This is a genomic window from Terrabacter koreensis (genome assembly GCF_054783315.1).
The window spans coordinates 159,505-183,710 of sequence record NZ_BAAGQU010000012.1 but is presented as its reverse complement, the minus strand read 5'-3'; the positions used below and the strand labels follow the sequence as shown (position 1 = coordinate 183,710).

The window sequence follows — 24,206 nt, the reverse complement described above, 5'->3', positions numbered from 1 at the left end:
CCGAGAGCTGGAGCACCGACACCGAGACGGAGGGTGATCGTGCCCGAGGGCCACACGATCCATGCACTCGCCGACCGTCTGGAGCGGGCGTTCCGCGGCCACCGGGTCGAGGCGAGCAGCCCACAGGGGCGGTTCGCCGCGGATGCCGAGCGGCTGGACGGCAAGGTGCTCGAGCGCGCCGAGGCGTGGGGCAAGCACCTGTTCGTCGACGTGGGCGACCTCGCGTTGCACGTGCATCTCGGCCTCATCGGCCAGTTCCCGGTGCGGCCGCTGCGCGCTGGCACCCCGCCGGCACCGGTGGGCGCGGTGCGGCTGCGTCTCGTGGGGCCGGATCATTTTGCCGACCTGCGCGGTCCGATGATCTGCACGCTCGTGGACCGTGCGCGCCGCCGTGAGATCGTCTCCACCCTCGGACCTGATCCGCTGCGACGACGGAGTCAGCCGCAGCCTGGATGGGAGCGGTTGCATCGCAGCCGGCGCCCGATCGCGGAGCTGCTCATGGACCAGTCCGTCGTGGCCGGGGTGGGCAACGTCTACCGCTGTGAGGTGCTTCACCGCCTGGCGGTAGACCCCTTCACTCCCGGACGAGACCTTTCGGAGTCGGTGTGGAACGAGATCTGGGACGATCTCGTGCTGCTCATGCCGCTGGGGCGGGCGTTCTCGCAGATCATCACCATGCCCGACCAGGTGGAGGCGGCACAGCGGACGAAGCGCTCCGGCCGTGCCCGCGCCATAGCCAAGGAGCTCACCGGCGAGCGTCTGGGCGATACCTTCGAGCGGCGGTTCCTCGTCTACAAGCGGACCGGTGAGCCGTGTCCACGATGCCGAAACACGGTGCAGCGAAGAGAGATCGCCGGCCGCCGGCTCTACTGGTGCCCCGCCTGCCAGATCCGACGCTGACGGGGCCCGACCAGACCACGCGCGCCCGTCAGCACGTGCCCGGACGTACTCGCGGCCCTAGGCTGACGCCATGGCCCTCACCGGATCCCGGCCTGCGCCGACCCACGTCATCGCCCACCTGTCCGACCCGCACCTGATCGCGGGCGGTGGGCTGCTCGCCGGCCACATCGACACCCGGGAACAGCTGCGCAAGGCCCTGGCGCGGGTCGAGGCCTCGGGCGAGCACATCGATGCGCTCGTCATCAGCGGAGACCTGGCCGACAGCGGCGACCCGGCCGCGTACGACCTGCTCCTCGAGATCGTCGGCCCGGTCGTCGAGCGGCTGGGCGCCGCACTCGTGCTCACCGGGGGCAACCACGACGAGAGGCGCCCGATGGCCGAGCGCCTCTACGGCCGAGACACCGACGAGCCGCAGGACTCAGTCACCGTCGTGGGCGGCCTGCGCATCATCGCGGTGGACTCCGCCGTGCCCGGCTACCACCACGGCGGCTTCGCGGACGCGCAGTACGAGTGGCTCGCCGGCGAGCTGGCCACCCCGGCTGAGCACGGGACTCTCCTCGTCGTCCACCACGCCCCCATCACCTACCGGTCACCCGTCATGCAGCTCCTCGACTTCGACGACGTCGAGCGTCTGCAAGAGGTGATCGAGCCGACCGACGTGCGTGCGGTGCTCAGCGGTCACCTGCACGTCACGAGCTTCGGGACCCTCGGCCGGGTGCCGGTCTTCGTCGCCGGCGGCGTCTGCTATGTCGACGACGTGGGCGCACCCCGCGAACTGCTCATGGGCGTCGACGGCCCGCAGTCGTGGAACCTCGTGGAGGTGCATGCCGACCAGGTCGTCGGCACCGTGGTGCCCATCGAGCAGCACAAGACCTGGCCGGCCCTCTCGGAGGCCGTCATGGAGTTCATGGACACGGTTCCGGAGGCCGAGCGGCGCGAAGTCTTCTCGCGCAAGCGAACCTGACGGCAAAACTTCGAGAATCAAAACGTCGAACCGCGTCCGCGCTGTTCGACGCTGAAGTGAGGACCCGACAGGCGGGTCGCACAGTCAAGGAGATGCAGTCATGAGCCAGGTCCACAAGGCCACGTCGTCGGACGGCACCACGATCGCCTACGAGGCCTACGGCGACGGGCCCGTCGCCGTGATGGTCGGAGGTGCGTTCTGCGACCGGGGCGCGTTCCGGGACGTCGCGGTCGAGCTCGGCCGACTCGGCTTCACCGGGGTCACCTACGACCGTCGCGGACGGGGGGACAGCGGTGACACCGAGCCCTATGCGGTCTCCCGCGAGGTCGACGACCTCACTTCCGTGATTCAGGCAGCCGGTGAAAACGACTCTCCCGCCTACGTTTTCGGTGTCTCATCGGGCGGTGCGCTTGTCATCGAGGCCATCGCGGCAGGCGCGCCGATCGCCAAGGGCTCGGCCATCGAGGTGCCGTACCGCACCGCGGCCTGGCCGCCGCCCCCGGCCGACTACATCGGGACCCTCCAGGCCTTCGAGGCGAAGGGTGACCGTGCCGGGATCGTGCGGTACTTCAACAACGAGGTCGTCGGGATGCCGCCAGAGATGGTCGACGGCATGGTCGGCACCCCGGTGTGGGACGCCCTGGTGTCGATGGCCTACACCGTCAAGTACGACGGCCTGTGCCTCGGCGGTGACGAGCAGGACATCCCGGTGGAAACCTTTGCGCGGGTGACGGTTCCGTTCCTCTCGGTCTGCAGCAGCGGCACCCAGCTGCCCTGGCTCCACGACGCGGCCGGCGTTGTGGCAGAGGCACTTCCGAACGCCACGGCGGTCGAGCTGCCCGGCGAGTTCCACCAGGTGCCTGCTGGCGTGCTGGCCCCGGCACTCGCGGACTTCTTCCGCTCCTGACGCGACGTCGGCAGGATAGCGACGTCAGCTGACCGGTGGGTTCCCTTGCACGACATGGGGACCCACCGGCAAACGCTGAGTGACGTGGTCAATCGGCCAGCAGAGCCAGGGCCGGATTGTGCTCTGGCGCAACGACTTCGCGCGGCGGGCCCGGGGGAGTGGCTCCCGCACCGAAGGGTGAACCACCGAGAGCCTCGCGACCGTGCGGGGTGGCCCAGTTCTCCAGGGCGGGCCCGAGCGGCACGATGCCCGTGGGGTTCACGTCGCTGTGCACCACGTAGTAGTGACGCTTGATGTGGGCGAAGTCGACGGTGTCGCCGAATCCTGGCGTCTGGAAGAGGTCCCGCGCGTACGCCCACAGCGCCGGCATCTCGATCAGCTTGTTGCGGTTGCACTTGAAGTGCCCGTGGTAGACGGGGTCGAACCGCACGAGCGTCGTGAAGAGCCGCACGTCGGCCTCGGTGACGTGGTCGCCGACGAGGTAGCGCCGGGTGGAGAGCCGGTCCTCGAGGAGGTCGAGGTGCTCCCACAGCCGACGGTAGGCCTTCTCGTACGCGTCCTGGGTGCCGGCGAAGCCGCAGCGGTAGACGCCGTTGTTCACGAAACGGTAGATCGGCTCGCTCACGGCCTCGATCTCGTCAGCCAGGTCGGCGGGGTAGAGGTCTGGCGCGCCGTCGCGGTGGAGGTCGCGCCACTGCGTCTCGAGGTCGATGGTGATCTGCTTGAAGTCGTTGGTGACGACGGCACCGGAGGGGATGTCGACGATCGCGGGAACCGTTATCCCACGCGGGTATTCGGGGTCGCGTCGGAAGTAGGCGTCCTGGATGCGGGGGATGCCGAGCACCGGGTCGAGACCGCCTGGGTCCAGGTCGAAGGTCCAGCTCCGGCTGTCGTGCGTGGGGCCGCAGATGCCCATCGACAGGGCGTCCTCCAGGCCGAGGAGCCGGCGCACGATGATGGCGCGGTTGGCCCACGGGCACGCCCGCGCCACGACGAGGCGGTAGCGTCCGGACTCGACGGGAAAGCCGTCGCGCCCGTCCGCGGTGATGCGGGTGGTGATGTAGTTCGTGTCGCGCTTGAAGCTCTTCTCGACGTACGTCCCCGGTTCGCTCATGCGCCCAACCCTAGTTCGCGGTCTGGCGCCACCAGCCCCTCCCGCCCCTCCCGGCGCAACCACCGATGACGAGGCTGCCGTGCTCGGCGAGCTGCTGCGCTGCTGCGGTGGTGCGCCCGATCGCGGTCAGCCCGACCCGCCCGTCGATGGCGAGGCCCGAGAGCATCTGCAGCACGAGCCCGGTGCCGGTCGCGGGGTCGAAGCCGATGCCTGCTGCCTGCACGGCCGCCACGACCTGGAGCGGGTCGACGCCGAGCCAGTGCGGGTCGACGATGTTGTCGGTCGAGGAGTAGCAACGCTGCGAACCGTCCGGCGTGACCCAGCACCCCCTCGTCGGGTCGTAACGGCCGCTCACCAGGGCCGCGAGTCCTGCCAGCGGATGGGTCGTGCCGCCGTTGCGCAGGTTCACCTCGATCGCCAGCACCTCCCACCGGTCTCCGTCGCGCCTGGCGACGAAGTCGACCCCCACCCGACCGCGGGCCCCGAGGGCGCTCAGCCGCTCGGCGACCGCGGCAGTCGCGCGCGCGACGGCGACGGCATACGCAGGCTGTGCAGGGAGCACGCACCCGGCGTAGACCTGCCCGTCCGGGCCGCCGAGCACCTGCTCGTGCGTCGAGACCACGGTCACGGTGCCGTCGGGCGCGATGTCGGCCTGCCCGCTGGGACTCGTGACGTCGTCGCCGACGACGAGCTCCTCCACGACGCCGCCGGCAGCGAGCTCGGCCAGGTACGACGGCGGCACCGCCTGCGCCAGGGCCTGCAGCAGACGGTTGCCCGTGAGGTCACCTCCCAGGGGGTCGCGTACGCGCACGGTGACGTTCCCGTCGCCGGCTGCGCTGTCGTCGAGCTTGACCACGACCCGTTCCGTGCCGGGCCGGCGCCGGCGGACCTCCTCGACGGCCCGGGCGACGTCGTCGAGGTCGCGCACGTCCTCGCACCCCACCGGGGTGTCGACGCCGACGGCGTGGAAGTGGCGCCGGCCGGCGCTCTTGAAGCCGAGCGGGCGCAGGCGCGCGGGCGTGCCGTCGATGGGGACACCGAGGGCGATCGCGGCCTCCTCCTCCGTCGTGGTCACGTTCCAGACCTGGAGGAGTGCCGGCCGCCCGTCCACGACGGCGCGAACCCGGGCGACGGCGGCCGGGTCGTCGAGCAGCTTGGCGGCCGTCGGGCGCCAGGACGGGTCGTCGACCGTGACGACGTGCAGGCGCTGCAGGAAGCCGGCGCGTTCGGAGGGGGCCAGCAGGGAGGCGTAGTAGTCGAGCACGCCTGGTCCGGGGGCGAGCGAGCTGACGTAGACGACCTCGCAGCGTGGGTCGCGTGCGGCCAGGGCGAGCAGGAGGTAGCGGTGCTCCATCGACCCGAGGCGCGCGCCGTAGTGCTCGAGGAGCTGGCCCTGGACGCTGAACGAGGGCATGACGACGAGCACGTGACGCGTCTCGTCGCCGCCGCCCGCGCGGCGGGCGTCCCAGGCGGCACCGAGGCCCTGCTGGAGCTGCTCGAACGTGCCCATGCGTCGGCCTTCCGCGAACCTGACCCGTCGATGGTAGCGACGAGGACCCCGCCACCGCGTCGTCGCGGGGCAGGCCTGGCAGCCTCCGACCCGCCACCGGGACCGCCGGTGGTGCCGACTGACGGTGCGCGGGCCAGAATGGCGGTATGCGGGAAATCCGGTGGCGCGATGCGTGACCTGCGTGCGCTGACGCCCGACCTCGTCGACGACCTCGTCGGCATCGGCACGTGCGCCCCGTGCACCTTCTGGCAGACCGTGCCGCGCAACGGCCACGGCGACGAACACCCACCGCGCGAGGTGCTCGCCGAATGGGTCGGCACGGTCACGAGCGACTGGGGCCCGCCCGGCCGCGTCGCGTACGTGGACGGTGAGCCGGCCGGCTACGTCATGCTCGCGCCGGCGCGGCACGTGCCGCGCCTCGCCGCGTTCCCGACCTCGCCCTCGGACCCGGCGACGCTCATGCTCCTCACCGCGGTCACCGCCCAGCCGTATGCCGGCCGGGGCCTTCGCAAGGTGCTGCTGCAGTCCGCGGCGAAGGACGCCCTCAAGCACCAGGTGCGCTCGCTCGAGGTCGTCGCCGCACGTCCGCTGGCGGTGTCGAAGCACCCCTGCGTGCTCGATGTCGACGTGCTGGAGAAGGTCGGCTACCGCGTCGAGCGGGACCACCCGACCTACCCGCGCCTGCGGATGGACCTGCGACGCGTCATCACGCTGCGCGACGAGGCGGCTGCCGCGGTGGCGCGCGCGCTGGCCAGGGTGCCGGGGCTGCGCCCCGTGCCGGAGACCCACCCGAACGGGTCGAGCCACGCCAACGTGACCGACCGGGCCTGACCGGTTCCAATCGGGCCCGACCGGGTCTGACCGGGCCCGAGTGGGCCCGAGTGCCTTCAGCCGACGGTGCGGTCGCCCGTCGCGCTGCCGACCTGGGCGGCGCGCATCGACTCGAGGTGGCGGCGCAGGTCGTCGAGGCGCAGCACGCCGGTGCGCGCGGTGTCGGCCTCGCCGAGGTAGACCCGCTGGAGCGCGACGACGACGGCCTCGGCCACGAGGTCGAGCGTGTGCGGCTGCGCCAGCGCCTCGGCGTCGCCCGCGTGGCTGAGGTAGCCGAGGTCGAGGCGGACGGCCGGCATGCGGGTGCGGCGCAGCAGCGGCCAGGTGCGGGCGTGGGAGCGGCAGTCGGTGAGGCCGGTGCGGGCCACGACCTCGCGCAGCAGCAGGTCGGCGAAGCTCTCGCCGATGACGGACCAGTCGCTGTGCTTGGCGTTGTCGGGGTGGCCGTAGAAGTACGTCGCGACCCCGTGGGCCGAGCCGGACTCGGTGTGGTCGGTGTGGAGGGAGAGCACGAGGTCGGCGTCGCAGGAGTTGGCGAAGGCGGCGCGCTCCTCGTCGCTGCCGCCCTCGGTGGTCTCGGTGCGGGTGAAGACGACGCTGACGCCGTGCGCGGACAGCCGCCCCTCGATGCGTCGGGCCAGGTCGAGGGCGAGCCTCGCCTCGACGAGGCCGCTGCCGCCCTCGGCACCGGTGTCGGCGCCGCCGTGGCCGGGGTCGAGGACGATGGTGCGTCCGCTGAGGCTGTAGCCGCTGCGCCGCAGGTGCTCGCGCTCGCGCAGCGCATTGGCCGAACCGCCGCTGACCGAGCGGCGCAGGCCGGCGAAGGCGCGCATCGTCTCGGGGCCTGCGGTGCCGTCGGGGACGAGGCCCACTGCGGCCTGGAAGGCTCGGAGTGCGGCGTCGGTGGCCGGCCCGTGGAGGCCGTCGACCTTGCCGGGCGTGAAGCCGAGCTCGGCCAGGCGTCCCTGGAGGGCGACGACGTCGTCACCCTCGACGAAGTGGCCCGGCAGGTAGCGCAGCACCCGGTCACCGAGGGCCCAGCGGGCCCCGTCGAGCACGGCATACGTCGAGCGTCCGACGATGCCGTCGACGATGAGCCCGCGCCGCTGCTGGAACGACTTCACGGCCTGCTCGACGCGCTCGTCGAAGACGGCGTTGCCGGCCGCGTCGGTGGCTCCCGGTCCGCCGGGAAGGTCACCGGACAGGACGAGCCGCTCGCAGACGGCCGCTACCGCGGGCCCGGCGTCGCCGCGCCGGAGCACGACGGTCTGGGGAGGGGTCATCTCGGCTCCTTCTGGGAGGGCTCCCGGTGGTCGCAGGTGAGTCGCGGCTTGCTGTGCGACATCGGGAGAGACGGGCGCCGTCAGCACTGTAGTACGCGGAAGGGGTGGCACCGTGCCGGTTGCCACCCCTTCGTCGTCGCCCGGTCAGGCGATGAACTCCTCCAGCTCGCGCAGCAGCTTCGGCTTCGGGTGCGCGCCGACGATGGTCTTGACGACCTCGCCCTTGACGTAGACGTTGAGCGTCGGGATCGACACGACGCCGTAGCGGGCGGCCGTGTCGACGTTGGCGTCGGTGTCGAGCTTGACGACCTCGATCTTGTCGCCGTACTGCTCGTTGATCTCCTCCAAAATCGGGGCGACCTTGCGGCACGGGCCGCACCACGTCGCCCAGAAGTCGACGAGCACGGGCTTCTCGCTCATGAGGACGTCGTCGGCGAAGGTGGCGTCGGTCGTGTTCTTCAGTGCCATGGAGATTCCTTCTCTGGTTGGCGCGGGGGGCGGGGTGGGTGTGGCGCTGGCGGCAGCGGCCGGAGCCGGGGTGCCGGGTCTGCTTCGAGGTTAGGCGTCGGCGCCGACGGTGGCGCGCGGTGCGGGGATCTCGCCGGAGTCGGTCTCGTCGATGGCCGCGGCCTCGGCGGCGGCTTCGGCGGGTGAGGTGGTGTCCTCGAGCGCGGCGAGGTAGTGCTCGGCGTCGAGGGCGGCGGCGCAGCCGGAGCCGGCGGCGGTGATGGCCTGGCGGTAGGTGTGGTCGACGAGGTCGCCGGAGGCGAAGACGCCGGGCAGGTTGGTGCGGGTGGAGCGGCCCTGGACGAGCACGTAGCCGGCGTCATCCAGCTCCACCTGGTCGACGTCGCCGTTGCGCAGCAGCTCGTTGCGGGGGTCGTGGCCGATGGCGACGAACAGGCCGGTGACGGCGAGCTCGCGGGTCTCGCCGGTGACGGTGTCGCGCAGGGTGACGCCGGTGAGCTTGCCTTCGCCGTGGATCTCGGCGACCTCGGAGTTCCAGGCGAAGCGGATCTTGTCGTTGGCGTGGGCGCGGTCGGCCATGATCTTGCTGGCGCGGAGGGTGTCGCGGCGGTGGATGATCGTGACGGTGCGGGCGAACTTCGTCAGGAAGGTCGCCTCCTCGATGGCCGAGTCGCCGCCGCCGACGACGGCGATGTCCTGGTCGCGGAAGAAGAACCCGTCGCAGGTCGCGCACCAGGAGACACCGTGGCCCGAGAGCTCCTTCTCGCGGGGGAGGCCGAGCTCGCGGTAGGCCGAGCCCATCGAGAGGATGACCGCCTTGGCGCGGTGCACGTTGCCCTCGCCGTCGGTGACGGTCTTGATGTCGCCGGTGAGGTCGACGGCGGTGACGTCGTCGGTGACGAGCTCGGCGCCGAAGCGCTCGGCCTGCGCGCGCATGTTGTCCATGAGGTCCGGGCCCATGATGCCGTCCTGGAAGCCGGGGAAGTTCTCGACATCGGTCGTGTTCATCAGCGCGCCACCGGCCGTGACCGCGCCCTCGAAGACGAGGGGCGCGAGGTTCGCGCGGGCGGCGTAGACGGCGGCGGTGTAGCCCGCGGGGCCGGAGCCGATGATGATGACGTTGCGGACGTCGGACATGTGGGGTGCTCCTCGTAAAGCTCTCGTGTCGTGCGGCTCTGGGACGATGCTGCCGCTCCTGCGGCTCGCCGTCGTGCTCCCGGTCCGTGTCGGAGCACGGACTCCGCGAGACGCATAGGCCTCAACCGATCCTAGGCGTTCGTTGTTCCCTCGCCCGTCGGCACGCTGGTGCGGTGGCCGTGCCTGCGCACGCGCGTGGCCCGAGCCCACTCGTGGGGGTCACGGGACGGGAGTTGCGCCCTTGAGCACACCGGGAGTGCCGGTGCTGCAGCTGCGCTGGACGGCCCAGGCGGTGCTGGTGCCGCCGCGCGTCACGACCACGACCACCGCGGGCCGGCCGTCGAAGGTCGCGAGGTCGGCCGACACGGCATCCGGGCTCGGGTTGGCGGCATCGAGGGCTCCGATCTCCTCGAGGCAGGCCTCGAGCCCGATCGGGGTGCCGATGGGTCCGATGCCGGGCGACTCGGCGGCGAGGTCGCGCAGCGGCTGGCCCGGGTGGTCGAGCAGCGCGCGCGCCTTGGTGGCGAGGTTGGCGCCGTCGTATGCCGTCTCGCTGAGCTGGATGTGCAGGCCGCCGTTCGTCGTGGCCCCGGAGGTGGGTGCGGTGCCCGTCGAGCTCCTCGTGTCGCCGACGATGGCCGCACCGTTGGGTCGCTTGGTCACGTGCAGCACCGAGGCGCCCACCGCCACGACGGCGGCGGCCGCGGCGACGGCCGCGGCGAGGTAGATCGGCTTGGGCCTGGTGGCTCGTGGGGGCAGGGCGAGCACGTCGGCACCGGTGTGGCTCGCGCCCGTGCCGTCTGCCGCGGGTCCGCGGCCCGGGCCGGCCGTCTCACCGGTGGCCATCGGCCCGGGGTCGACCCGCAGCCGGGCGGCATCCTGCAGGGCCGCGGAGATGCGGGCCTCGACGTCGGCGGGCATCGGGCCGGGGTCGGGAGCGGAGGCGAGCAGGGCGGTCACGTGCGCCTCCACGGCCGGGTCGAGCCGGGGCGCGGGCCCGTCGTCGAGGTCGTCGAGGTCGCCGATGTGGTCGCTGGTGTGGTCGTCGTCGGGGTGGTGCGCGGACTCGTCCACGGAGGGTCCTTCGGGCAGTGCGTGCGGGGGTCGTGCCGGCGCGCGCAGGTATGCCGCACGCCGAGGCTTCGACGGTCCCTGTACCCATCGAGGTTCCACCGGATTCAACCACCTTCGACGGATCCGGTCGGCCATCCGGTCGGTGAGGCGGGTCGGGCTCCGACGACTGGCGCCGGGTCGCCCCTGTCAGTCCCGCTCGACCGGGCGCCGGCCCGGGGTGAGGCCCAGGTGCTGCGCCAGCGCAGCACGCCCCCGGGCGCACCGCGACTTGATCGTGCCTTCGGCGACGCCGAGGATGACGGCGGCCTCGGCGACCGGGACGGCGTGCATGTCGACGAGCACGAGGGCGGCGCGCTGGCCCTCGGGCAGCGTGGCGAGGGCCTCCTGGATGTCGAGGCGCACCTCGGTGGAGGCGTAGTGGTCGTGGCGGTCGGCGAGGTCGTACTCGGGCAGCTCGGTCGTCGGCTTGCGACGGCGGAGCCGGTCGAGGCAGGCGTTGACGACGATGCGGTGCAGCCAGGTGGTCACCGCGGCCTCACCTCGGAAGGACTCGGCGCGCCGGAAGGCGGCGATGAAGGCGTCCTGCACGCAGTCGGCAGCGAGCTCGGGGTCGCGCACCGTGCGCAGCGCGACCGCCCACATGCGGTCCTTGTGGCGCCGGAAGAGCTCGGCGAACGCGTGGTCGTCACCGGCGACGTGCAGCGTGAGCAGCTCCCGGTCGCTCAGCTCGGCGATCGGGGCGGCAACCCCCGGGGTCATCGGTCAGCGCACCGTCACTTCGTTGATCTGGGCGCGATAGCGGCGGTCGGACTCGGCGGGCCCGGCCTTGGTGATGAGCACGACGATCTTGCTCGCGGGCTTGAGCCCGCCTCCGGCCTTGATCGTGACGGTGCCGTTGGCGCCGGTGGCCGAGCCGACCTCCTGGGCTCCGTCGAGCGACTTCGTGGAGTCGGAGTCGGTGGCGTAGACGGTGACGTCCTGGGCGGCGCCGAGGACGAGGTCGACCTCCTTGACCACCGTGGGGCTGCTGAGGTCGAGCACGACGCCGACGCCGTCCTTGTCGCCGTTGAACGTGGGGGTGCCGTACCAGCGGGACCGCCAGCCCTCGCCGGGGTTGCCGTCGAAGACGCGCTTGACGTTCTGGTCGGCCTCGTTGCCGTCCTGGGGGTCGAAGCCGCGGCCCCCGACGATCGACACGGGACCGGCGGCGGATGGAGCGGTGGTCGTGGCGGCCGGCGGCTTGGTCGTGGTGGGCTTCGGGGCCTGCGAGGCGCTCGGGGCGCGCGTCTTGGTGACGGTCACGGCGCCGACCGGGCCGTCGTGCTGGCCGATCTTGGCGACGTTCTGGATGCCGATGACGAGCGCGACGAGCACGAGCACGCCGACGATGGCCAGGGCGATGCGTGACTGGGCCCCGCTCGGCGACTCGGGCACGTCGTGACCGAAGACCGGCAGTGGCGGCTCGAGCCGGGTGGTGGGCGCCTCGTCGAGGGCGTCGTCGAGGCCGATCTCCTCGCCGTCGAAGTCGTCGTGGGCCGATCGGCGCTCGGCGGCCCGGGCAGCGGCCTTGTCGGCGGCTGCGCGTGCGAACGAGCCGACGCGGTCACCGATGACGCTGGCGACGCCGGCTGCGGCCGCGCCGGCCGCAGCCGCCCCGGCGGCGATGCCCGCGGAGGCACGCTCGGCCGCCGCGGCCACGGGCCGCTCTGGTGTTTCCACCGAGGAGGCGTGCTGCTCGTCGGGGAGGCTGTCGAAGAACATCGTCTCGGTAGCGCTGGCGTCACCGGCCGGGCTCGCACCCGCGACCCCGGCGGCGGACGCAGCACCTGCGCCGGCCCCGACCGCTGCTGCGCCCGCGCCGACGGCGGGCAGGACACGCGTGGGCTCGAACTCCTCGCGGTTGCGCAGGCGGATGCCGGTGGCGCCGTCGGAGGTCGCCTGCTCGGTCGCCCAGGGCGCGATCTGCAGCGCCAGGTCACCGGGGGAGACCGGGCCGCGGTTGCCGCTCGCGAGCGTCATGCGGCAGATGAGGTCGAGGTCGTTGGGGACGCCGACGGCGATCTCGGACGGAGCCGCGACTCCGCCGACGATGGTCGGCGCCGGCTCGAGGCCGACCGGGCCACCGGCGGGAATCAGCCCGTCGTCGACCGACACCATCGGCCAGCGACCGGTGAGGCCGGCATACGCGATCTTGACGAGCCCGACGGCGTCGGCGCGCGAGGCCCGCTCGTCGGACAGGCGGTCGGTGTCGGTGAGGGCGGCCTCGGTGGCGAGCCCGCGCACCTTGACGGCGCCGTCGGGCATGCGCAGCAGCGAGCTCGGGGTGAGCGCCAGGTGGTGCAGCCCACGGTGCCCGGCCTTCTCGAGCGCCGTCGCGGCCTCGCCGGTGAGGCGACGCACCTCGTCGGCCGAGAGGCCGCCGCCCTGCAGCAGGTGGGACAGGGCGGTGGCACCCGTCAGGGGCTCCTCGACGATGAACCCGACGCCGCGGTCGGTGCCCACGTCGAGAACGCGTACGAGGCGGGGGTCCTCGATGCCCGCGGCACGGCGGGCGGCGTCGAGCGCGGGGGCGGCCACCGACGAGGCGGCCGGGAAGCAGACGAGCACGACCTCGCGCTCGAGGGTGTGGTCGTTGGCGCGCCAGCGCTCGTGGTGAGTGCCCTCGGAGGTGCGCAGCGTCACCGCGTAGCGGCCGCCGAGGACGGATCCAGGTCCGACTCCCTGCACGTGCGTCACCCTCCTCGTCCTGGTGTGCGTGGATGCGTGGCTCGGCACCCATCCTAGGACGAGTCAGTGCCGATCCCTGTCGTCCGCATCGCCGAGCGTCTGGTGTGCCGCGGTGACCGCCTCGATGTCGGCGATCTCGTCGACACGCGACGTGCCCTTGAACACGGCGCGCAGGACGCCCGCGAGGAGCACGAGCCCGGCGAGCACCCCGCCGACCCAGTAGATGGCCCCGTCGAGGGGGTTGGCAGCGACGGGGATCGTCGCCGAGGAACCGATGACGGTGCCGTCGGCCGTGGTGAGGAAGGCCCGGATCTGGGCCCGTCCGGCGGCGACGGCGGCCACCTCGACGGGGACGTTGGTGCGCGACCCGGGACCGATCGAGATGGGGTCGGGCTGCGTGACGACGCGGATGCGCGGGTTGTCGGGCACGAGCCGCAGCCGGATGCCGTCGACGGTGTAGTCGAGGCCGTTCTCGAGGGTGATGCGCAGCGTGCCGTTCTCGGCGAGCAGGTTGATGGTGCTCGTGCGGGGCACGACCCGGATCGCGCTCGTCGCGGCGCGCACGTCGGTCGCGACGGAGCTCGCGAGGGTCCCCCACGACGTCGGTCGGTCGCGCCAGCGGGCACTGGCGAGCTCGTCGAGCACCTCGCGGTAGGTGCGCTCGAACTGCTCGCCGTCGCGCAGGACGGAGGAGACGCTGAGCAGCGTGTCGCGCTGGTCGGCCATCTGCCTGAGCCGGCCGGCGTCGAGCACCGGTCTGGCCGCGGCCGACGCGACGGCGGTCGTGGGCCTCGACTGCACCTCGGCCTTGTCGCTGCCGCTGTCGGTGAGCAGCGAGGCGGCGTCGACCGGCTCGAGCCACGGCGCGCTCGCCGTCGCGGAGAGGAAGGAGGCCAGACCCGCCTCGTCGGGGTCGTAGGAGCGGGGTGCGGCGACGAGCACCGAGCGCTGCGTGCCGGCGCGCTCGCCGAGCAGCACGAGAGACTCGGCCAGGTAGCGCTGGGTCGAGAGCACCGGGCTCGGGTCGGTGCGCTTGGGCAGCAGGGCCGACAGACGAGGGTCGTACGCGAGCAGCCGGGTGCCGCCCGCCGCCACCCGTCGCGCGCTGGGCGTGTATGCCGACGGCTTCGTCACCGCCGCGGCGTTGACGACGATGCCGGCGGGCTTCTTGACCGGGGTCGCCGACAGCAGCGTGCGGATGCCCTGCTCGCGTCCGCCGGGGAGCAGGCCGTCGACGGGCCAGACGATGTCGGAGCGGACGGGCTGGCCGACTCGCTGGGCCAGCCCGGCTGCGCGGCTGACGAGGTCGCGCACGAGGGAGTTGGCGGGCGCGGTGCCCACGGTGGCCGCGATGTCGGCGTCGGCGTACGGGAGGGCCCAGAGGGTGCGTCCGCTCAGCTGGGAGCGCAGCGTGTCGCCGAGGCGGGCGATGGCCTGGGCCGCCGCCGACTGGGTGGGTTGCCCCGTCGGCGTGGCCGACGAGGGGGGCGTCGAGGTGGGCGTCGGGGCGGGCGTCGGTGCGGTGCCCGTCGGGGAGGGCGTGGTGGGGGTCGTGCCAGAGGTCGTCCCGGGAGTGGTCCCGTTCAGTGCCGGGGTGCCGGGCGTGGTGGACGTCCCCGTGCCACTGGGCGTGGGGCTGCCCGTCGACGTGGGTCCCGTGGGGGCCTGCCCGCCGGCCGGGGCCGTGCCGAGCACCGCGGGGTCGACGGCGAGGGTGACCGACGTGCCGCGGGTGCCGCTGACGATGCGCTCCACGCGCGAACCGGCACCGATGGCGCGCTCCCAGGCGGTCTCACGGGTGGCGTCGTCGCGCGAGAACAGGTCGACGTCGGGGTCCAGCGTCACGGGCAGCACGGTGGCCACCTTGAGCGGCACGTACTCCTTGCGCCCGTTCCAGGCGACGAACGTGCGCGTGCTGCCGGTGGGCTGGCTCGCTCCCTGCTGGACCACCTCGACCGAGATCGGCACGGCGGCGAAGGCGTCGTCGGAGCGAAGCTGACGCCAGGGCACCGTGGCGGTGAAGGTGCGGGTCTGTCCCGCGGCGACGCCGGGCAGGGCGGTGCTGTCGATCGTGGGGCCGGACGTCGCCGTACGACCGGACGCCCAGCCGTCGAGGGCGGCGCGCTGGTTGACGACGACGTCACCCCTCACGACCCGCACGGTGGGCCCGGTGAGCGGCCCGGTGAGCGGAGCGGTGACCGACCCGGTGATCGTGAGGTCGGTGCCGGGGGCGACGACGGCGGGCCGCATCGAGTCGAGCACGACGACCGCGACGTCACGGGCGGGGGTGACGGCTCGGGGGCGTGGAGTGGCCGACGACACGGAGGCCGAGCCCGACGCGGCGGCCGGACCAGCAGGGGACCCCCAGGGGCGGGAGGGCATCGCGGCGCTCGCGAGGACGCCACCCGACGTCGTCGCCACCGCGGCGAGCACGGTCGCAGTGGCAGCCAGCCGGCGAGCGAGGCGGGTCACGCGACGCCCGCTCGATCCCGGACGCCGCGACCCCAGGTGGGTCACGCCGTCCCCGCCAGCCGGTTCCACGCCGCCTGGGCGATGCGGCGCTCGTTGGGGAAGGTGAGCCTGCGGTGCACCTCGTCGAGCCGCATCCAGGCGACGTCGATGGCCTCGTGGTCGGGGTCGTTCTCGATCGAGAGCTCGCCGCCCGTGGCCTCGAGGAGGTAGTGGTGCACGAACTTGTGCACCCGCTTGTTGGAGGTGGCGAACCAGTAGTCGATGGTGCCGAGCTCGACCAGGACGCGGCCCACGATGCCGGTCTCCTCTGCCACCTCGCGCGCGGCCGTCTCGACGAGTGTCTCCCCGGGCTCGACATGACCCTTGGGCAGGCACCACTCGATGCGCCCGGCCCGGTTGCGACGGGCGATGATCGCGATGAGGGCGAGACCCTCGCGCACGTCCACGACGATGCCTCCGGCAGAGCGTTCCTCGACGGCGGGCAGGCGCCTCCCCGGCACGGGGCTGGGGAGGGGCTGGGCGCTCACATCGCCACCATAACGGGCGGGGCCATGGGCCCCCTGTCGTCGTGTTGGCGACACGGGGCCGTCATCGGCGCCGACGGCGCCCCACCGACCGCTCACTAGGCTGGGCGCGTGCCTGACCGACCCGACACGCCCACCGACGCCGGCCTCCCGCTGCTGCGGGCCGCCGTGGCCCGCCTCGCCCCCGTGCTGCCGATGCTCAGCGAGCTCGGCGAGCGGTTCGCCGCGGCAGGTCACGAGCTGGCGCTCGTCGGTGGCCCGGTGCGCGACGCGTTCCTCGGCCGGGTCTCGCCCGACCTCGACCTCACCAGTGACGCGAAGCCCGACGAGATCCTGTCGGTCGTCCTCGGCTGGGCCGACGCCCACTGGGACATCGGCCGCGAGTTCGGCACCATCGGGCTGCGCAAGGGCGCCCACGTCATCGAGATCACCACCTACCGCGCCGACACCTACGACCGCACCTCGCGCAAGCCGGAGGTGATGTTCGGCGACAGCCTCGAGGGCGACCTCGTGCGGCGCGACTTCACCGTCAACGCGATGGCCATCCGGCTGCCGAGCCTCGAGTTCGTCGACGTGCACGGTGGGCTCTCCGACCTCGTGGCGCGCCGCCTCATGACCCCCGCCGCGCCGGAGGAGTCCTTCGCCGACGACCCGCTGCGGATGATGCGGGCCGCCCGTTTCGCCTCGCAGCTGGGTTTCGAGGTGGCCCCCGAGGTGTCGGCGGCCATGACCGAGCGCGCGGGCACCCTCTCGATCATCTCGGCCGAACGCGTACGCGACGAGTTCACCAAGCTGCTCCTGTCGCCGACGCCGCGGCTGGGGCTCACGCTGCTCGTCGACACCGGCCTGGCCGACGTGTTCCTGCCCGAGCTGCCCGCGCTGCGCCTCGAGCTCGACGAGCACCATCGTCACAAGGACGTCTACCATCACTCGCTCATCGTCCTCGAGCAGGCGATCGACCTCGAGGGCCCCGCCGACGGGCCGGCCGAGTCGGTGCCCGGCCCCGACCTCGTGCTGCGCCTCGCGGCCCTGCTCCACGACATCGGCAAGCCGGCCACCCGCCGTTTCGAGGACGGCGGCGGGGTCTCGTTCCACCACCACGAGCTCGTCGGCGCCAAGCTCGCGAGCAAGCGGATGAAGGCGATGCGCTTCGACAAGGACACGACCAAGCAGGTCGCGCGCCTCGTCGAGCTGCACCTGCGCTTCCACGGCTACGGCGACGGCCAGTGGACCGACTCCGCGGTCCGCCGCTACGTCACCGACGCGGGCCCGCTGCTGAGCCGCCTGCACCGCCTCACCCGCTCCGACTGCACCACCCGCAACGTGCGCAAGGCCCAACGGCTCTCGCGCGCCTACGACGACCTGGAGGTCCGCATCGAGCGGCTCGCCGCCGAGGAGGAGCTCGCCGCCGTCCGCCCCGAGCTCAACGGCAACGAGATCGCCGAGGCGCTCGGCATCCGCCCGGGGCCGGTGCTCGGTGAGGCCTACGACTACCTCCTCTCGGTGCGCCTCGACGACGGGCCCATCGGCAAGGAGGCCGCCCGCGAGAAGCTGCTCACGTGGTGGGCCGCGCGCGAGAGCTCCGCCTGACCGAGTGCCCGGCGTGACGGCATACGGCAGGGGAGTGCTCCCCATCGCGACGTCGCCGATGCGTGCGTACGCTCGGGCGCACCCTCGTTCCCGGCCCCCTGCCGGTGACGGCGCGCTGGCCGACCTGACACCGCCCGAGGTGTTTGATTGACTGACGCCGCCGTCCCCGACCCCTGCGGGAACGACCGAAAGGAACGAGCCATGAGCACCCTCGCCTACCCGAGCGACGACTTCCCGGGCCAGCCGTCGGTGGCCCTCGAGGTTCCCGAGGGGTGGGAGCCGGTGCACGCACCGGGCACCACCATGGCCGCTCGCCTGCCCCGCGAGGGCGCCTTCGCGCCCAACGTCGTGGTCAACATCGAGGCCTGCGAGCCCGCCTTCCGCGTCGAGGACTCCCTCGACCAGCTGCGGGCCATGGCGACCTCGCGCGGCGGAGCCGTGTCGGAGCCGTATGCCGCCGAGCTGGGTGACGCGCAGTTCGTCGGGTGCGACGCCACCTGGCCCGACCCCGACGTCGAGACGGTGCTGCAGGCCAACCTCTTCCACGTGGCCGGGGCCGACTCCGGCTCGGGTGCACACCTCGTCCAGCTGACCGGTGCGGTCGGCGGCGCGTCGGCCGAGGCGGACTACGAGCTGATCCGCCAGGTGCTGACCACCGTCCGCGTCACCGCCTGGGCCGCGACGGGCGACCGCGCATGACGCCGACCCTGCCCGCGATCACCGTCGGTGTCGCCACCGACGTCGGGCGGGTGCGTCGGCACAACGAGGACTCCGCACGCACGAACGGCACCGTCTACGTGGTCGCCGACGGGATGGGCGGGCACGCTGCCGGCGAGGTGGCCAGCCGCATCGCCGCCGAGACCGTCGTCGAGCTCGCCGACCGCCCGGCAGTGAGCGTTCGCGACATCGTCGAGCAGGTCGGCGAGGCCAACCGCCGCATCCTCGGCTCCGCCGCCCGCCACCCGGAGCAGACCGGGATGGGCACCACCGTCGCCGGGCTGGCCCTCGTCTCGGTGGGCGGGTCGCGACACTGGGCCGTCTTCAACATCGGCGACTCACGTGTCTACCGCTGTCTCGACGGCGAGCTGTCGCAGGTCACCGTCGACCACTCGGAGGTGTGGGAGCTCGTCGAGCGCGGCCTCATCACGCCCGAGCAGGCGCAACGCCATCCCGGCCGCAATGTCGTCACGCGATCGCTGGGGCGCGACCCGATGGGCGTCGTCGACACGTGGGTGTTCCCGCCCTACCCCGGCGAGGTTTTCGTCATCTGCTCCGACGGGCTCTCCAACGAGCTGACGCGCGAGCAGATGCAGGCCGTGCTGGCCGAGCACCACGACGCCGACGAGGCCGCCACCGAGCTCGTGCGCCGGGCAGTCGAGGCCGGGGGACACGACAACGTCACTGCTATCGTCGTCGCGGTGCAGGGGCAGGACGCCGACTCCGACGTCGACGAGGACACCACCCCGCGCGAGAACGTGAACGGCTCATCAGGGGAGAGCAGGTCGTAGACGTGAGTGGCCCGTCCGTTGTGGTTGACCGGGCCCCCGACGGGTGGACGCACATCGGGGGCCCCGGCATGCACCTGCTCATCGGCCTCGACGAGGACGACGACCGCACCCTCGCCGCGAGCGATGCAGCCGACGGCGGCGACATCGACGACGTCGTCGAGGTGCTGACCACCGGTGGCGTGCGCAAGGCGCACCACTTCGTGGGCGTCCACTGGCAGCCCCGCACGCGCATCGTGGCCTTCGGACCGGTCTCGGCCCTCGTGACCCTCACCGACGGCACCGAGCACGACGTTCGCGCCCCCAGCGCGAAGGTGTGGACCGACCTCGAGCTGCCCGAGCACCCCGAGCGGGTCGTGCTTCGGGTGCTCGACGAGACCGAGCGCTCGCAGCCGGTGCCGCCCCAGCACCTCGTCGCAGGAGTCCCGGCCGGCCCGGGTGCCGGGGCTGCCCCGGAGTCCGCGGGCCAGGTGACCGACTCGCCTGGTGCGCAGCCCGCGGCACCGGGGGGTGCGAGTGGCGCAGGCTCTGCCGATGTCGCCCCGGTCGTCGAGGACCCTGCCACCGTGACACCGGCCGAGGGGCCGCCGGCCGGCAAGGCGCCGTCGACGCCGTCGACGCCCCCGAACCCTTCCCCGGCCCCGGCGATTCCGACCTTCGGCGCCCCGTCTGCCGCCGAGGGCGCTGGTGCGGCAGCCGGCTCGGGAACGTCGCCCTGGGGCCGCAGCTGGGCCAGCCACGACGAGACGCCAGCCGTTTCGGCTGGGCCCGTCACCACCCCCGAGTCCTCTTCTGCAGCACGTGATTCCGCTCCTGAAGTGGTTGAACCCACTGAGGCGCAGCCGACCCCGTCAGACCCGTCACCGCTCTCTGCACGTGAACCCGAGCCGGTCGCCGGTGACCCGGCACCGGAACCGTCGCCGGTCGCACCCACCCTGCGCTCCTGGGGCTCGGTCACCCCCGCCGTGCCCGTCCGCGTCGCCCCTCCGGCCGCGCCCGAGCCGCCGAGGGCCCCCGCCCTTGCCGAAACCCGCTCCACTGCAAGCCCTTCCATCACCTCCCATGACGTAGAGCGTTCAGCCGCAACGGAAACCGCCCGGCCTCCCGCGGCGCCCGTGGCGACCGACCTCCCCCCGGCACCACCGCGCGACGTCGACTCGACGTGGGCGGCCCGTCCCGTCCCGGAGAGCGACTCGACTCCGCCCACTCAGGCCCCGCACGTCGCTGAAGACGTCGCCCGGGACGGTGCTCCCGACGCGGACGGCGGCGAGGCACAGGCGGCCGCGCCGTCCTACGACTACCTCTTCGGCCACACGACCGCCGCCGACGAGCACCGGAAGGTCCTCGCGCAGCTGGCCCAGCCCGCCGACGACGACTCCACCCACGAGGACGACGAGGTGCTGTCCGTGCCGGCCGTCGCCGACACCTCGGACGCCGCGGTGACGAACGCAGCCCCCGCCCCCGAGGTGCCCGAACGCCCGATCCCGTCGGCGCCCGAGGTGCCCGAGGGCGGTCTCATCTCGTCCGTGCCGTGGGCCACCCCATCGTCGGCGCCGGCACCCAAGCCCGAGGCCGGGGTGCCGACGTTCTCCGGCAGGCACACGCCGCCGCCGGCCCCGAGCCTGCTCCCGCCCGTGAACACCCCACCTCCCGGCGCCCGCGCTCCGGAGGCGACGCCGCTCATCTCGACCGGGCCTCCGCCGGCGGTGCGCGACGAACCGCCGGCCGTGCACCAGCCGGGTGCGCGCCAGCAGGACGGATGGGCGGTGCCGCACGCCACCCCGGTGCTCCGCACGCCGCCGACGGTCCCGATCGCGACGACGCCACCCTCGGCACCTGCAGCGGGACGTGCGTCGGCACCTGCGCCTGCGCGCCAGCCGGGCGCCGGCGCCGAGCCCTCGTTCGACGTGCCGATCGCTGGTCCTGCTTCCGGCGCAAACGCCTCTGCGGCAACGGCTCCCGGGCCGACAGGCACCGCGGGCGGCGCCCCGCAGCCTGCGTGGGGCGACGCGTCGGACGCACCACCGGACGACGACGAGACCGAGATGACCGTCGACCGCAGCGCCCTGCTCGAGGCACGCAACGCTGCCCTGAACCAGACCTTCTCCGGCCCCAGCGTGCTCGCGGTGCTCTGCTCGTCCGGCCACCCGACGCCGCCGCACGGCGACCGGTGCCGCGTGTGCGGCACGGGCATCCCGCCCCAGGAGCCGTTCACCATGCCGCGGCCGCCGCTCGGCGTGCTGCGCCTGTCGACCGGCGACGTGGTGACGCTCGACCGCAGCGTGCTCCTCGGCCGGGCCCCGAAGCTCGGCGAGGGCCTCGCGGCCCACGACCGGCCCCACGTCGTCAAGGTGCCGAGCCCCGAGCGAGACGTCTCGCGCAACCACGTCGAGGTGATCCTCGAGGGCTGGCACGTGCTCATCCGCGACCTCGGCACCACGAACGGCACCACGGTGACCCTGCCCGGCGACACACCGGTCCGACTGCGGGCCAACGACCAGCAGGTCCTCGAGCCGGGTTCGCTCGTGTCGATGGCCGACGAGGTCTCCTTCACCTTCGAGGCGGCGCCGTGAGCAGGAAGGGCGCACCCCCGAAGATCCCGGGCCTCGTCTTCGTGCAGCCGCTGGGTTCGGGCGGCTACGCCGACGTCTTCCTCTACGAGCAGCAGAGTCCCCGCATGCCGGTGGCCGTCAAGGTGCTCAAGTCCGAGGGCCTGACCGACGCGCTGCGGCAGCAGTTCGTCGAGGAGGCCGACACCATGGCCGCCCTCGGCGACCACCCCTACATCGTCCAGGTCTTCCGTTCCGGCACGTCCGACGACGGCCGCCCCTACCTGGTCATGAAGTACTACCCGCCGCCCAACCTCGCGATGCGGGCCCGTGCCGAGCGGTTCTCGGTCGAGGACGTGCTGCGCACCGGCATCCAGCTGGCCAGCGCGGTCGAGACGGCGCACCGGGCCCACATCACCCACCGCGACATCAAGCCGGCCAACGTGCTCATCAGCGCCTACGGCGCCCCGGGCCTCACCGACTTCGGCATCGCCGGTCGCGGTGCGCGTGACGGTGACGTCGAGGCCGAGACCACCGACGACGTCGGGGTCTCCGTGCCGTGGGCCCCGCCCGAGGTGCTCTACGGCCAGAGCAACGGCGACGAGCGCTCCGACGTCTACTCGCTCGCCGCGACGCTGTGGCAGCTGCTCGTCGGACGCTCGCCCTTCGAGGTGCCGGGTGGTGACAACTCCGCGTACGCGTTGATGCCGCGCATCCGCAGCACCGCGCCCCCGCGCACCGGCCGCCAGGACGTGCCGGCCGGTCTCGAGCGCCTGCTGGCGCAGGCGATGGCCAAGGACCCGTCGCACCGTCCCGCGTCGGCGCTCGAGTTCGCGAGGGCCCTGCAGGCGGTGGAGCAGCAGCAGCGCCTCGCCCGCACGCCGATCGTCGTGCTCGACGAGCAGGGGCACACGACCCTCGTCAGCCAGACCCAGGGCTCGCCGACCGGCCGTGGTGGCGACGAGGACGACCGCACCCGGATCAAGGCGCCCCAGACCGTCGTGGCCCAGCTGGTCGCGCCGCCCATGCCCTCCGCCAGCCCGTCGGTGCTCGACGACGAGACGCGACGCCGCTCCGACGCCGGCGGGCAGCGGTGGTCACCGGCACCCATGCCCAGCCCCACGCGTACGTCGACGGCTGCACCCGTGCGCGCCGCCGCGGTCACAGACGCCATCTCGAGTCCGACCGCCCCGCTGGGTGCCGACACCTCCGACGAGGCGACGGTGCGCCGAGCCGCGAGCACCGTTGGCACGCAAGCACATCCGACAGCGTCACCAGCGGCCGCCTCGCCTCTGGCGAAGGCCGGGGTGCTGTGGGGGCTCGTGGCCGGCGTGGTGGTGCTGCTCGGGATCGTCGCCTTCCTCGTGATGCGCCAGAAGGCCGACGACCCGGTCGCCATCCCGACCCCGAGTGCGACGGTCTCGATGCCCGGCGACGACAGTGCCATCGGCGACGGCGTCTTCGACAAGCCCCGTGTCACCGCGCGGTCCGGTGCCGGCAGCGTCAGCTTCTCGTGGACCTACCCGCAGCCCGACACCAAGGACAGCTTCCGAGTGTCCTACGGACCCACACCCTCAGACGCAGGGAACCCGGACGTCGCCAAGCGCGTCTCGGTGACGACCCGCAGCTACTCGGTCAAGGCGGCCAAGGGCACGAAGGTGTGCGCCACGGTTCGCGTGTCCCGCTCTGGCCAGGTCTCTCCGGGCTCGGACGTCCAGTGCGAGACCGCCCAGTGAGGTCCGGCTCGCGCCGGCGGCTGAGTATGCCGGCGGGTGGACAGCGCGCGGTCGGGACGGCAGCCTCGACCCGGACAACACCAAACCACCACAAGCTTCCGTAACACCGCACGTCCGGACATCGTTGATCGCGAGTGCCAGTCCGAGACCGTGCCGACAGGGATTAGGGGACCTGATCGTGATCCACAGCAAGGTGACCGTCGTGTTCTGCGGCGAGGAGTACTCCGTGTCACCCGAGACCGGTCTCACCATCGGGCGCACCGGCGACGTCGAGGTGGACGACAACCCCTACCTGCACCGCACCTTCCTCGTGGTCTCGTTCGAGAACGGCTTCTGGTGGCTGGGCAACACCGGCTCGACCCTCACGGCCACGGTCGCCGACGAGCAGGGCCTCTTCCAGGCGTGGCTCAACCCCGGCGCCAAGATCCCGCTCGCGATGAAGAAGCTCATCGTCTGGTTCACCGCCGGCCCCACGACCTACGACTTCGAGATCCACGTCGCGAGCCCGGCCTTCAAGTCCGTGACTGCCGAGCCCGCCGCCGACGCGAGCGACGGCGAGGAGGTCGGTGCCGCCACGGTCGGCCGCGTCTCCCTGACGCCCGACCAGAAGCTGCTCATCGTGGCGCTCTGCGAGCCGTTCCTCCGGAGGCGTGAAGCGGGTACGAGCCAGATACCCTCCTCGGCTGCTGCGGCGCAACGCCTCGGCTGGACCATCACCCGCTTCAACCGCAAGCTCGACAACGTCTGCCAGAAGCTGGCCGACGCGGGCACGCGGGGCCTCCACGGCGGAGTGGGCAAGCTCGCCACCAACCGCAAGTCCCGCCTCGTCGAGCACGCCCTCTCGACCAAGCTCGTCACCGAGGACGACCTCGCCCTCCTCGACGACCCGGCCGCCTCGGGTGACGCCACCGACTC

19 protein-coding genes and 1 pseudogene are annotated in these 24,206 nt (G+C 72.9%); 10 read left to right on the top strand and 10 right to left on the bottom strand.

Translation table 11 applies throughout. The features are described 5' to 3' along the window. Positions 1 to 39 precede the first annotated feature (39 nt). From ACYVNR_RS19775 to ACYVNR_RS19765, 3 genes are all read left to right on the top strand, one after another. Entirely contained in the window at positions 40 to 900 is an 861-nt protein-coding gene (locus ACYVNR_RS19775) for an Fpg/Nei family DNA glycosylase (protein WP_045189407.1), read from the top strand. 70 nt (positions 901 to 970) lie between these two features. Continuing rightward, on the top strand, positions 971 to 1,864 hold the full coding sequence (locus ACYVNR_RS19770; protein WP_461050431.1) for a metallophosphoesterase: 894 nt from the start codon (positions 971 to 973) through the stop codon (positions 1,862 to 1,864). 100 nt (positions 1,865 to 1,964) lie between these two features. Next, a complete protein-coding gene (locus ACYVNR_RS19765; protein ID WP_461050429.1) occupies positions 1,965 to 2,771 on the top strand; it encodes an alpha/beta fold hydrolase in 807 nt (268 codons plus the stop codon). An 88-nt stretch (positions 2,772 to 2,859) separates the two neighbouring features. Here the strand turns inward: ACYVNR_RS19765 and ACYVNR_RS19760 are convergent, their stop codons facing one another. Together ACYVNR_RS19760 and ACYVNR_RS19755 are read right to left on the bottom strand one after the other, a co-directional pair. Then, positions 2,860 to 3,885 carry a glutathione S-transferase family protein gene (locus ACYVNR_RS19760; protein WP_461050427.1) on the bottom strand — a complete coding sequence of 342 codons (1,026 nt, stop codon included), beginning with the start codon at positions 3,883 to 3,885 and terminating at the stop codon, positions 2,860 to 2,862. Positions 3,886 to 3,895: 10 nt separating this feature from the next. Beyond that, positions 3,896 to 5,395, bottom strand: a complete 1,500-nt coding sequence (locus ACYVNR_RS19755) for a peptide ligase PGM1-related protein (RefSeq protein ID WP_052677134.1) — start codon at positions 5,393 to 5,395, stop codon at positions 3,896 to 3,898. Between the two features lie 168 nt (positions 5,396 to 5,563). On the opposite strand from ACYVNR_RS19755, the gene ACYVNR_RS19750 reads away from it, so the two are divergent. Then, entirely contained in the window at positions 5,564 to 6,226 is a 663-nt protein-coding gene (locus tag ACYVNR_RS19750; RefSeq protein WP_045189040.1) for a GNAT family N-acetyltransferase, read from the top strand. 56 nt (positions 6,227 to 6,282) lie between these two features. On the opposite strand, the gene ACYVNR_RS19745 is transcribed toward ACYVNR_RS19750, so the two are convergent. The 8 genes from ACYVNR_RS19745 to ACYVNR_RS19710 form a co-directional block, all read right to left on the bottom strand. After that, the gene (locus ACYVNR_RS19745; RefSeq protein ID WP_045189042.1) at positions 6,283 to 7,509 is read right to left on the bottom strand and encodes an N-acetylmuramoyl-L-alanine amidase; all 1,227 of its coding nucleotides are present in this window, start codon (positions 7,507 to 7,509) and stop codon (positions 6,283 to 6,285) included. 144 nt (positions 7,510 to 7,653) lie between these two features. Then, positions 7,654 to 7,977, bottom strand: a complete 324-nt coding sequence (gene trxA, locus ACYVNR_RS19740; RefSeq protein ID WP_223128242.1) for a thioredoxin — start codon at positions 7,975 to 7,977, stop codon at positions 7,654 to 7,656. 90 nt (positions 7,978 to 8,067) lie between these two features. Further along, the gene (trxB, locus tag ACYVNR_RS19735) at positions 8,068 to 9,114 is read right to left on the bottom strand and encodes a thioredoxin-disulfide reductase (RefSeq protein WP_045189046.1); all 1,047 of its coding nucleotides are present in this window, start codon (positions 9,112 to 9,114) and stop codon (positions 8,068 to 8,070) included. Positions 9,115 to 9,333: 219 nt separating this feature from the next. Further along, positions 9,334 to 10,188 (bottom strand): hypothetical protein, encoded by an 855-nt coding sequence (locus tag ACYVNR_RS19730; protein ID WP_045189048.1) that lies wholly within the window; start codon positions 10,186 to 10,188, stop codon positions 9,334 to 9,336. A 186-nt stretch (positions 10,189 to 10,374) separates the two neighbouring features. Further along, positions 10,375 to 10,947 carry an RNA polymerase sigma factor SigM gene (gene sigM, locus ACYVNR_RS19725; RefSeq protein ID WP_045189050.1) on the bottom strand — a complete coding sequence of 191 codons (573 nt, stop codon included), beginning with the start codon at positions 10,945 to 10,947 and terminating at the stop codon, positions 10,375 to 10,377. Between the two features lie 3 nt (positions 10,948 to 10,950). Beyond that, positions 10,951 to 12,924 carry a protein kinase family protein gene (locus tag ACYVNR_RS19720; RefSeq protein ID WP_045189052.1) on the bottom strand — a complete coding sequence of 658 codons (1,974 nt, stop codon included), beginning with the start codon at positions 12,922 to 12,924 and terminating at the stop codon, positions 10,951 to 10,953. A 54-nt stretch (positions 12,925 to 12,978) separates the two neighbouring features. Then, the gene (locus ACYVNR_RS19715; RefSeq protein WP_461050422.1) at positions 12,979 to 15,387 is read right to left on the bottom strand and encodes a DUF6049 family protein; all 2,409 of its coding nucleotides are present in this window, start codon (positions 15,385 to 15,387) and stop codon (positions 12,979 to 12,981) included. A 41-nt stretch (positions 15,388 to 15,428) separates the two neighbouring features. Further along, positions 15,429 to 15,914 carry an NUDIX hydrolase gene (locus ACYVNR_RS19710; protein WP_045189055.1) on the bottom strand — a complete coding sequence of 162 codons (486 nt, stop codon included), beginning with the start codon at positions 15,912 to 15,914 and terminating at the stop codon, positions 15,429 to 15,431. A 108-nt stretch (positions 15,915 to 16,022) separates the two neighbouring features. On the opposite strand from ACYVNR_RS19710, the gene ACYVNR_RS19705 reads away from it, so the two are divergent. The 6 genes and pseudogenes from ACYVNR_RS19705 to ACYVNR_RS19680 all read left to right on the top strand — a co-directional run. Next, on the top strand, positions 16,023 to 17,501 hold the full coding sequence (locus ACYVNR_RS19705; protein WP_461050420.1) for a CCA tRNA nucleotidyltransferase: 1,479 nt from the start codon (positions 16,023 to 16,025) through the stop codon (positions 17,499 to 17,501). A 201-nt stretch (positions 17,502 to 17,702) separates the two neighbouring features. Continuing rightward, positions 17,703 to 18,200, top strand: coding sequence for a hypothetical protein (locus tag ACYVNR_RS19700; protein WP_052677135.1), 498 nt, complete (start codon positions 17,703 to 17,705; stop codon positions 18,198 to 18,200). Beyond that, the gene (locus ACYVNR_RS19695; RefSeq protein ID WP_045189059.1) at positions 18,197 to 19,009 is read left to right on the top strand and encodes a PP2C family protein-serine/threonine phosphatase; all 813 of its coding nucleotides are present in this window, start codon (positions 18,197 to 18,199) and stop codon (positions 19,007 to 19,009) included. Before ACYVNR_RS19700 ends, ACYVNR_RS19695 begins: the two co-directional genes overlap by 4 nt. A gap of 2 nt (positions 19,010 to 19,011) precedes the next feature. Next, complete coding sequence (locus tag ACYVNR_RS19690) at positions 19,012 to 21,579, top strand: FHA domain-containing protein (protein ID WP_461050417.1); 2,568 nt, start codon at positions 19,012 to 19,014, stop codon at positions 21,577 to 21,579. Further along, the gene (locus ACYVNR_RS19685) at positions 21,576 to 23,291 is read left to right on the top strand and encodes a serine/threonine-protein kinase (protein WP_461050415.1); all 1,716 of its coding nucleotides are present in this window, start codon (positions 21,576 to 21,578) and stop codon (positions 23,289 to 23,291) included. Before ACYVNR_RS19690 ends, ACYVNR_RS19685 begins: the two co-directional genes overlap by 4 nt. A gap of 178 nt (positions 23,292 to 23,469) precedes the next feature. Next, positions 23,470 to 24,174 (top strand): annotated as a pseudogene (locus ACYVNR_RS19680) (hypothetical protein); the annotation flags it as partial. Positions 24,175 to 24,206: the final 32 nt, after the last annotated feature.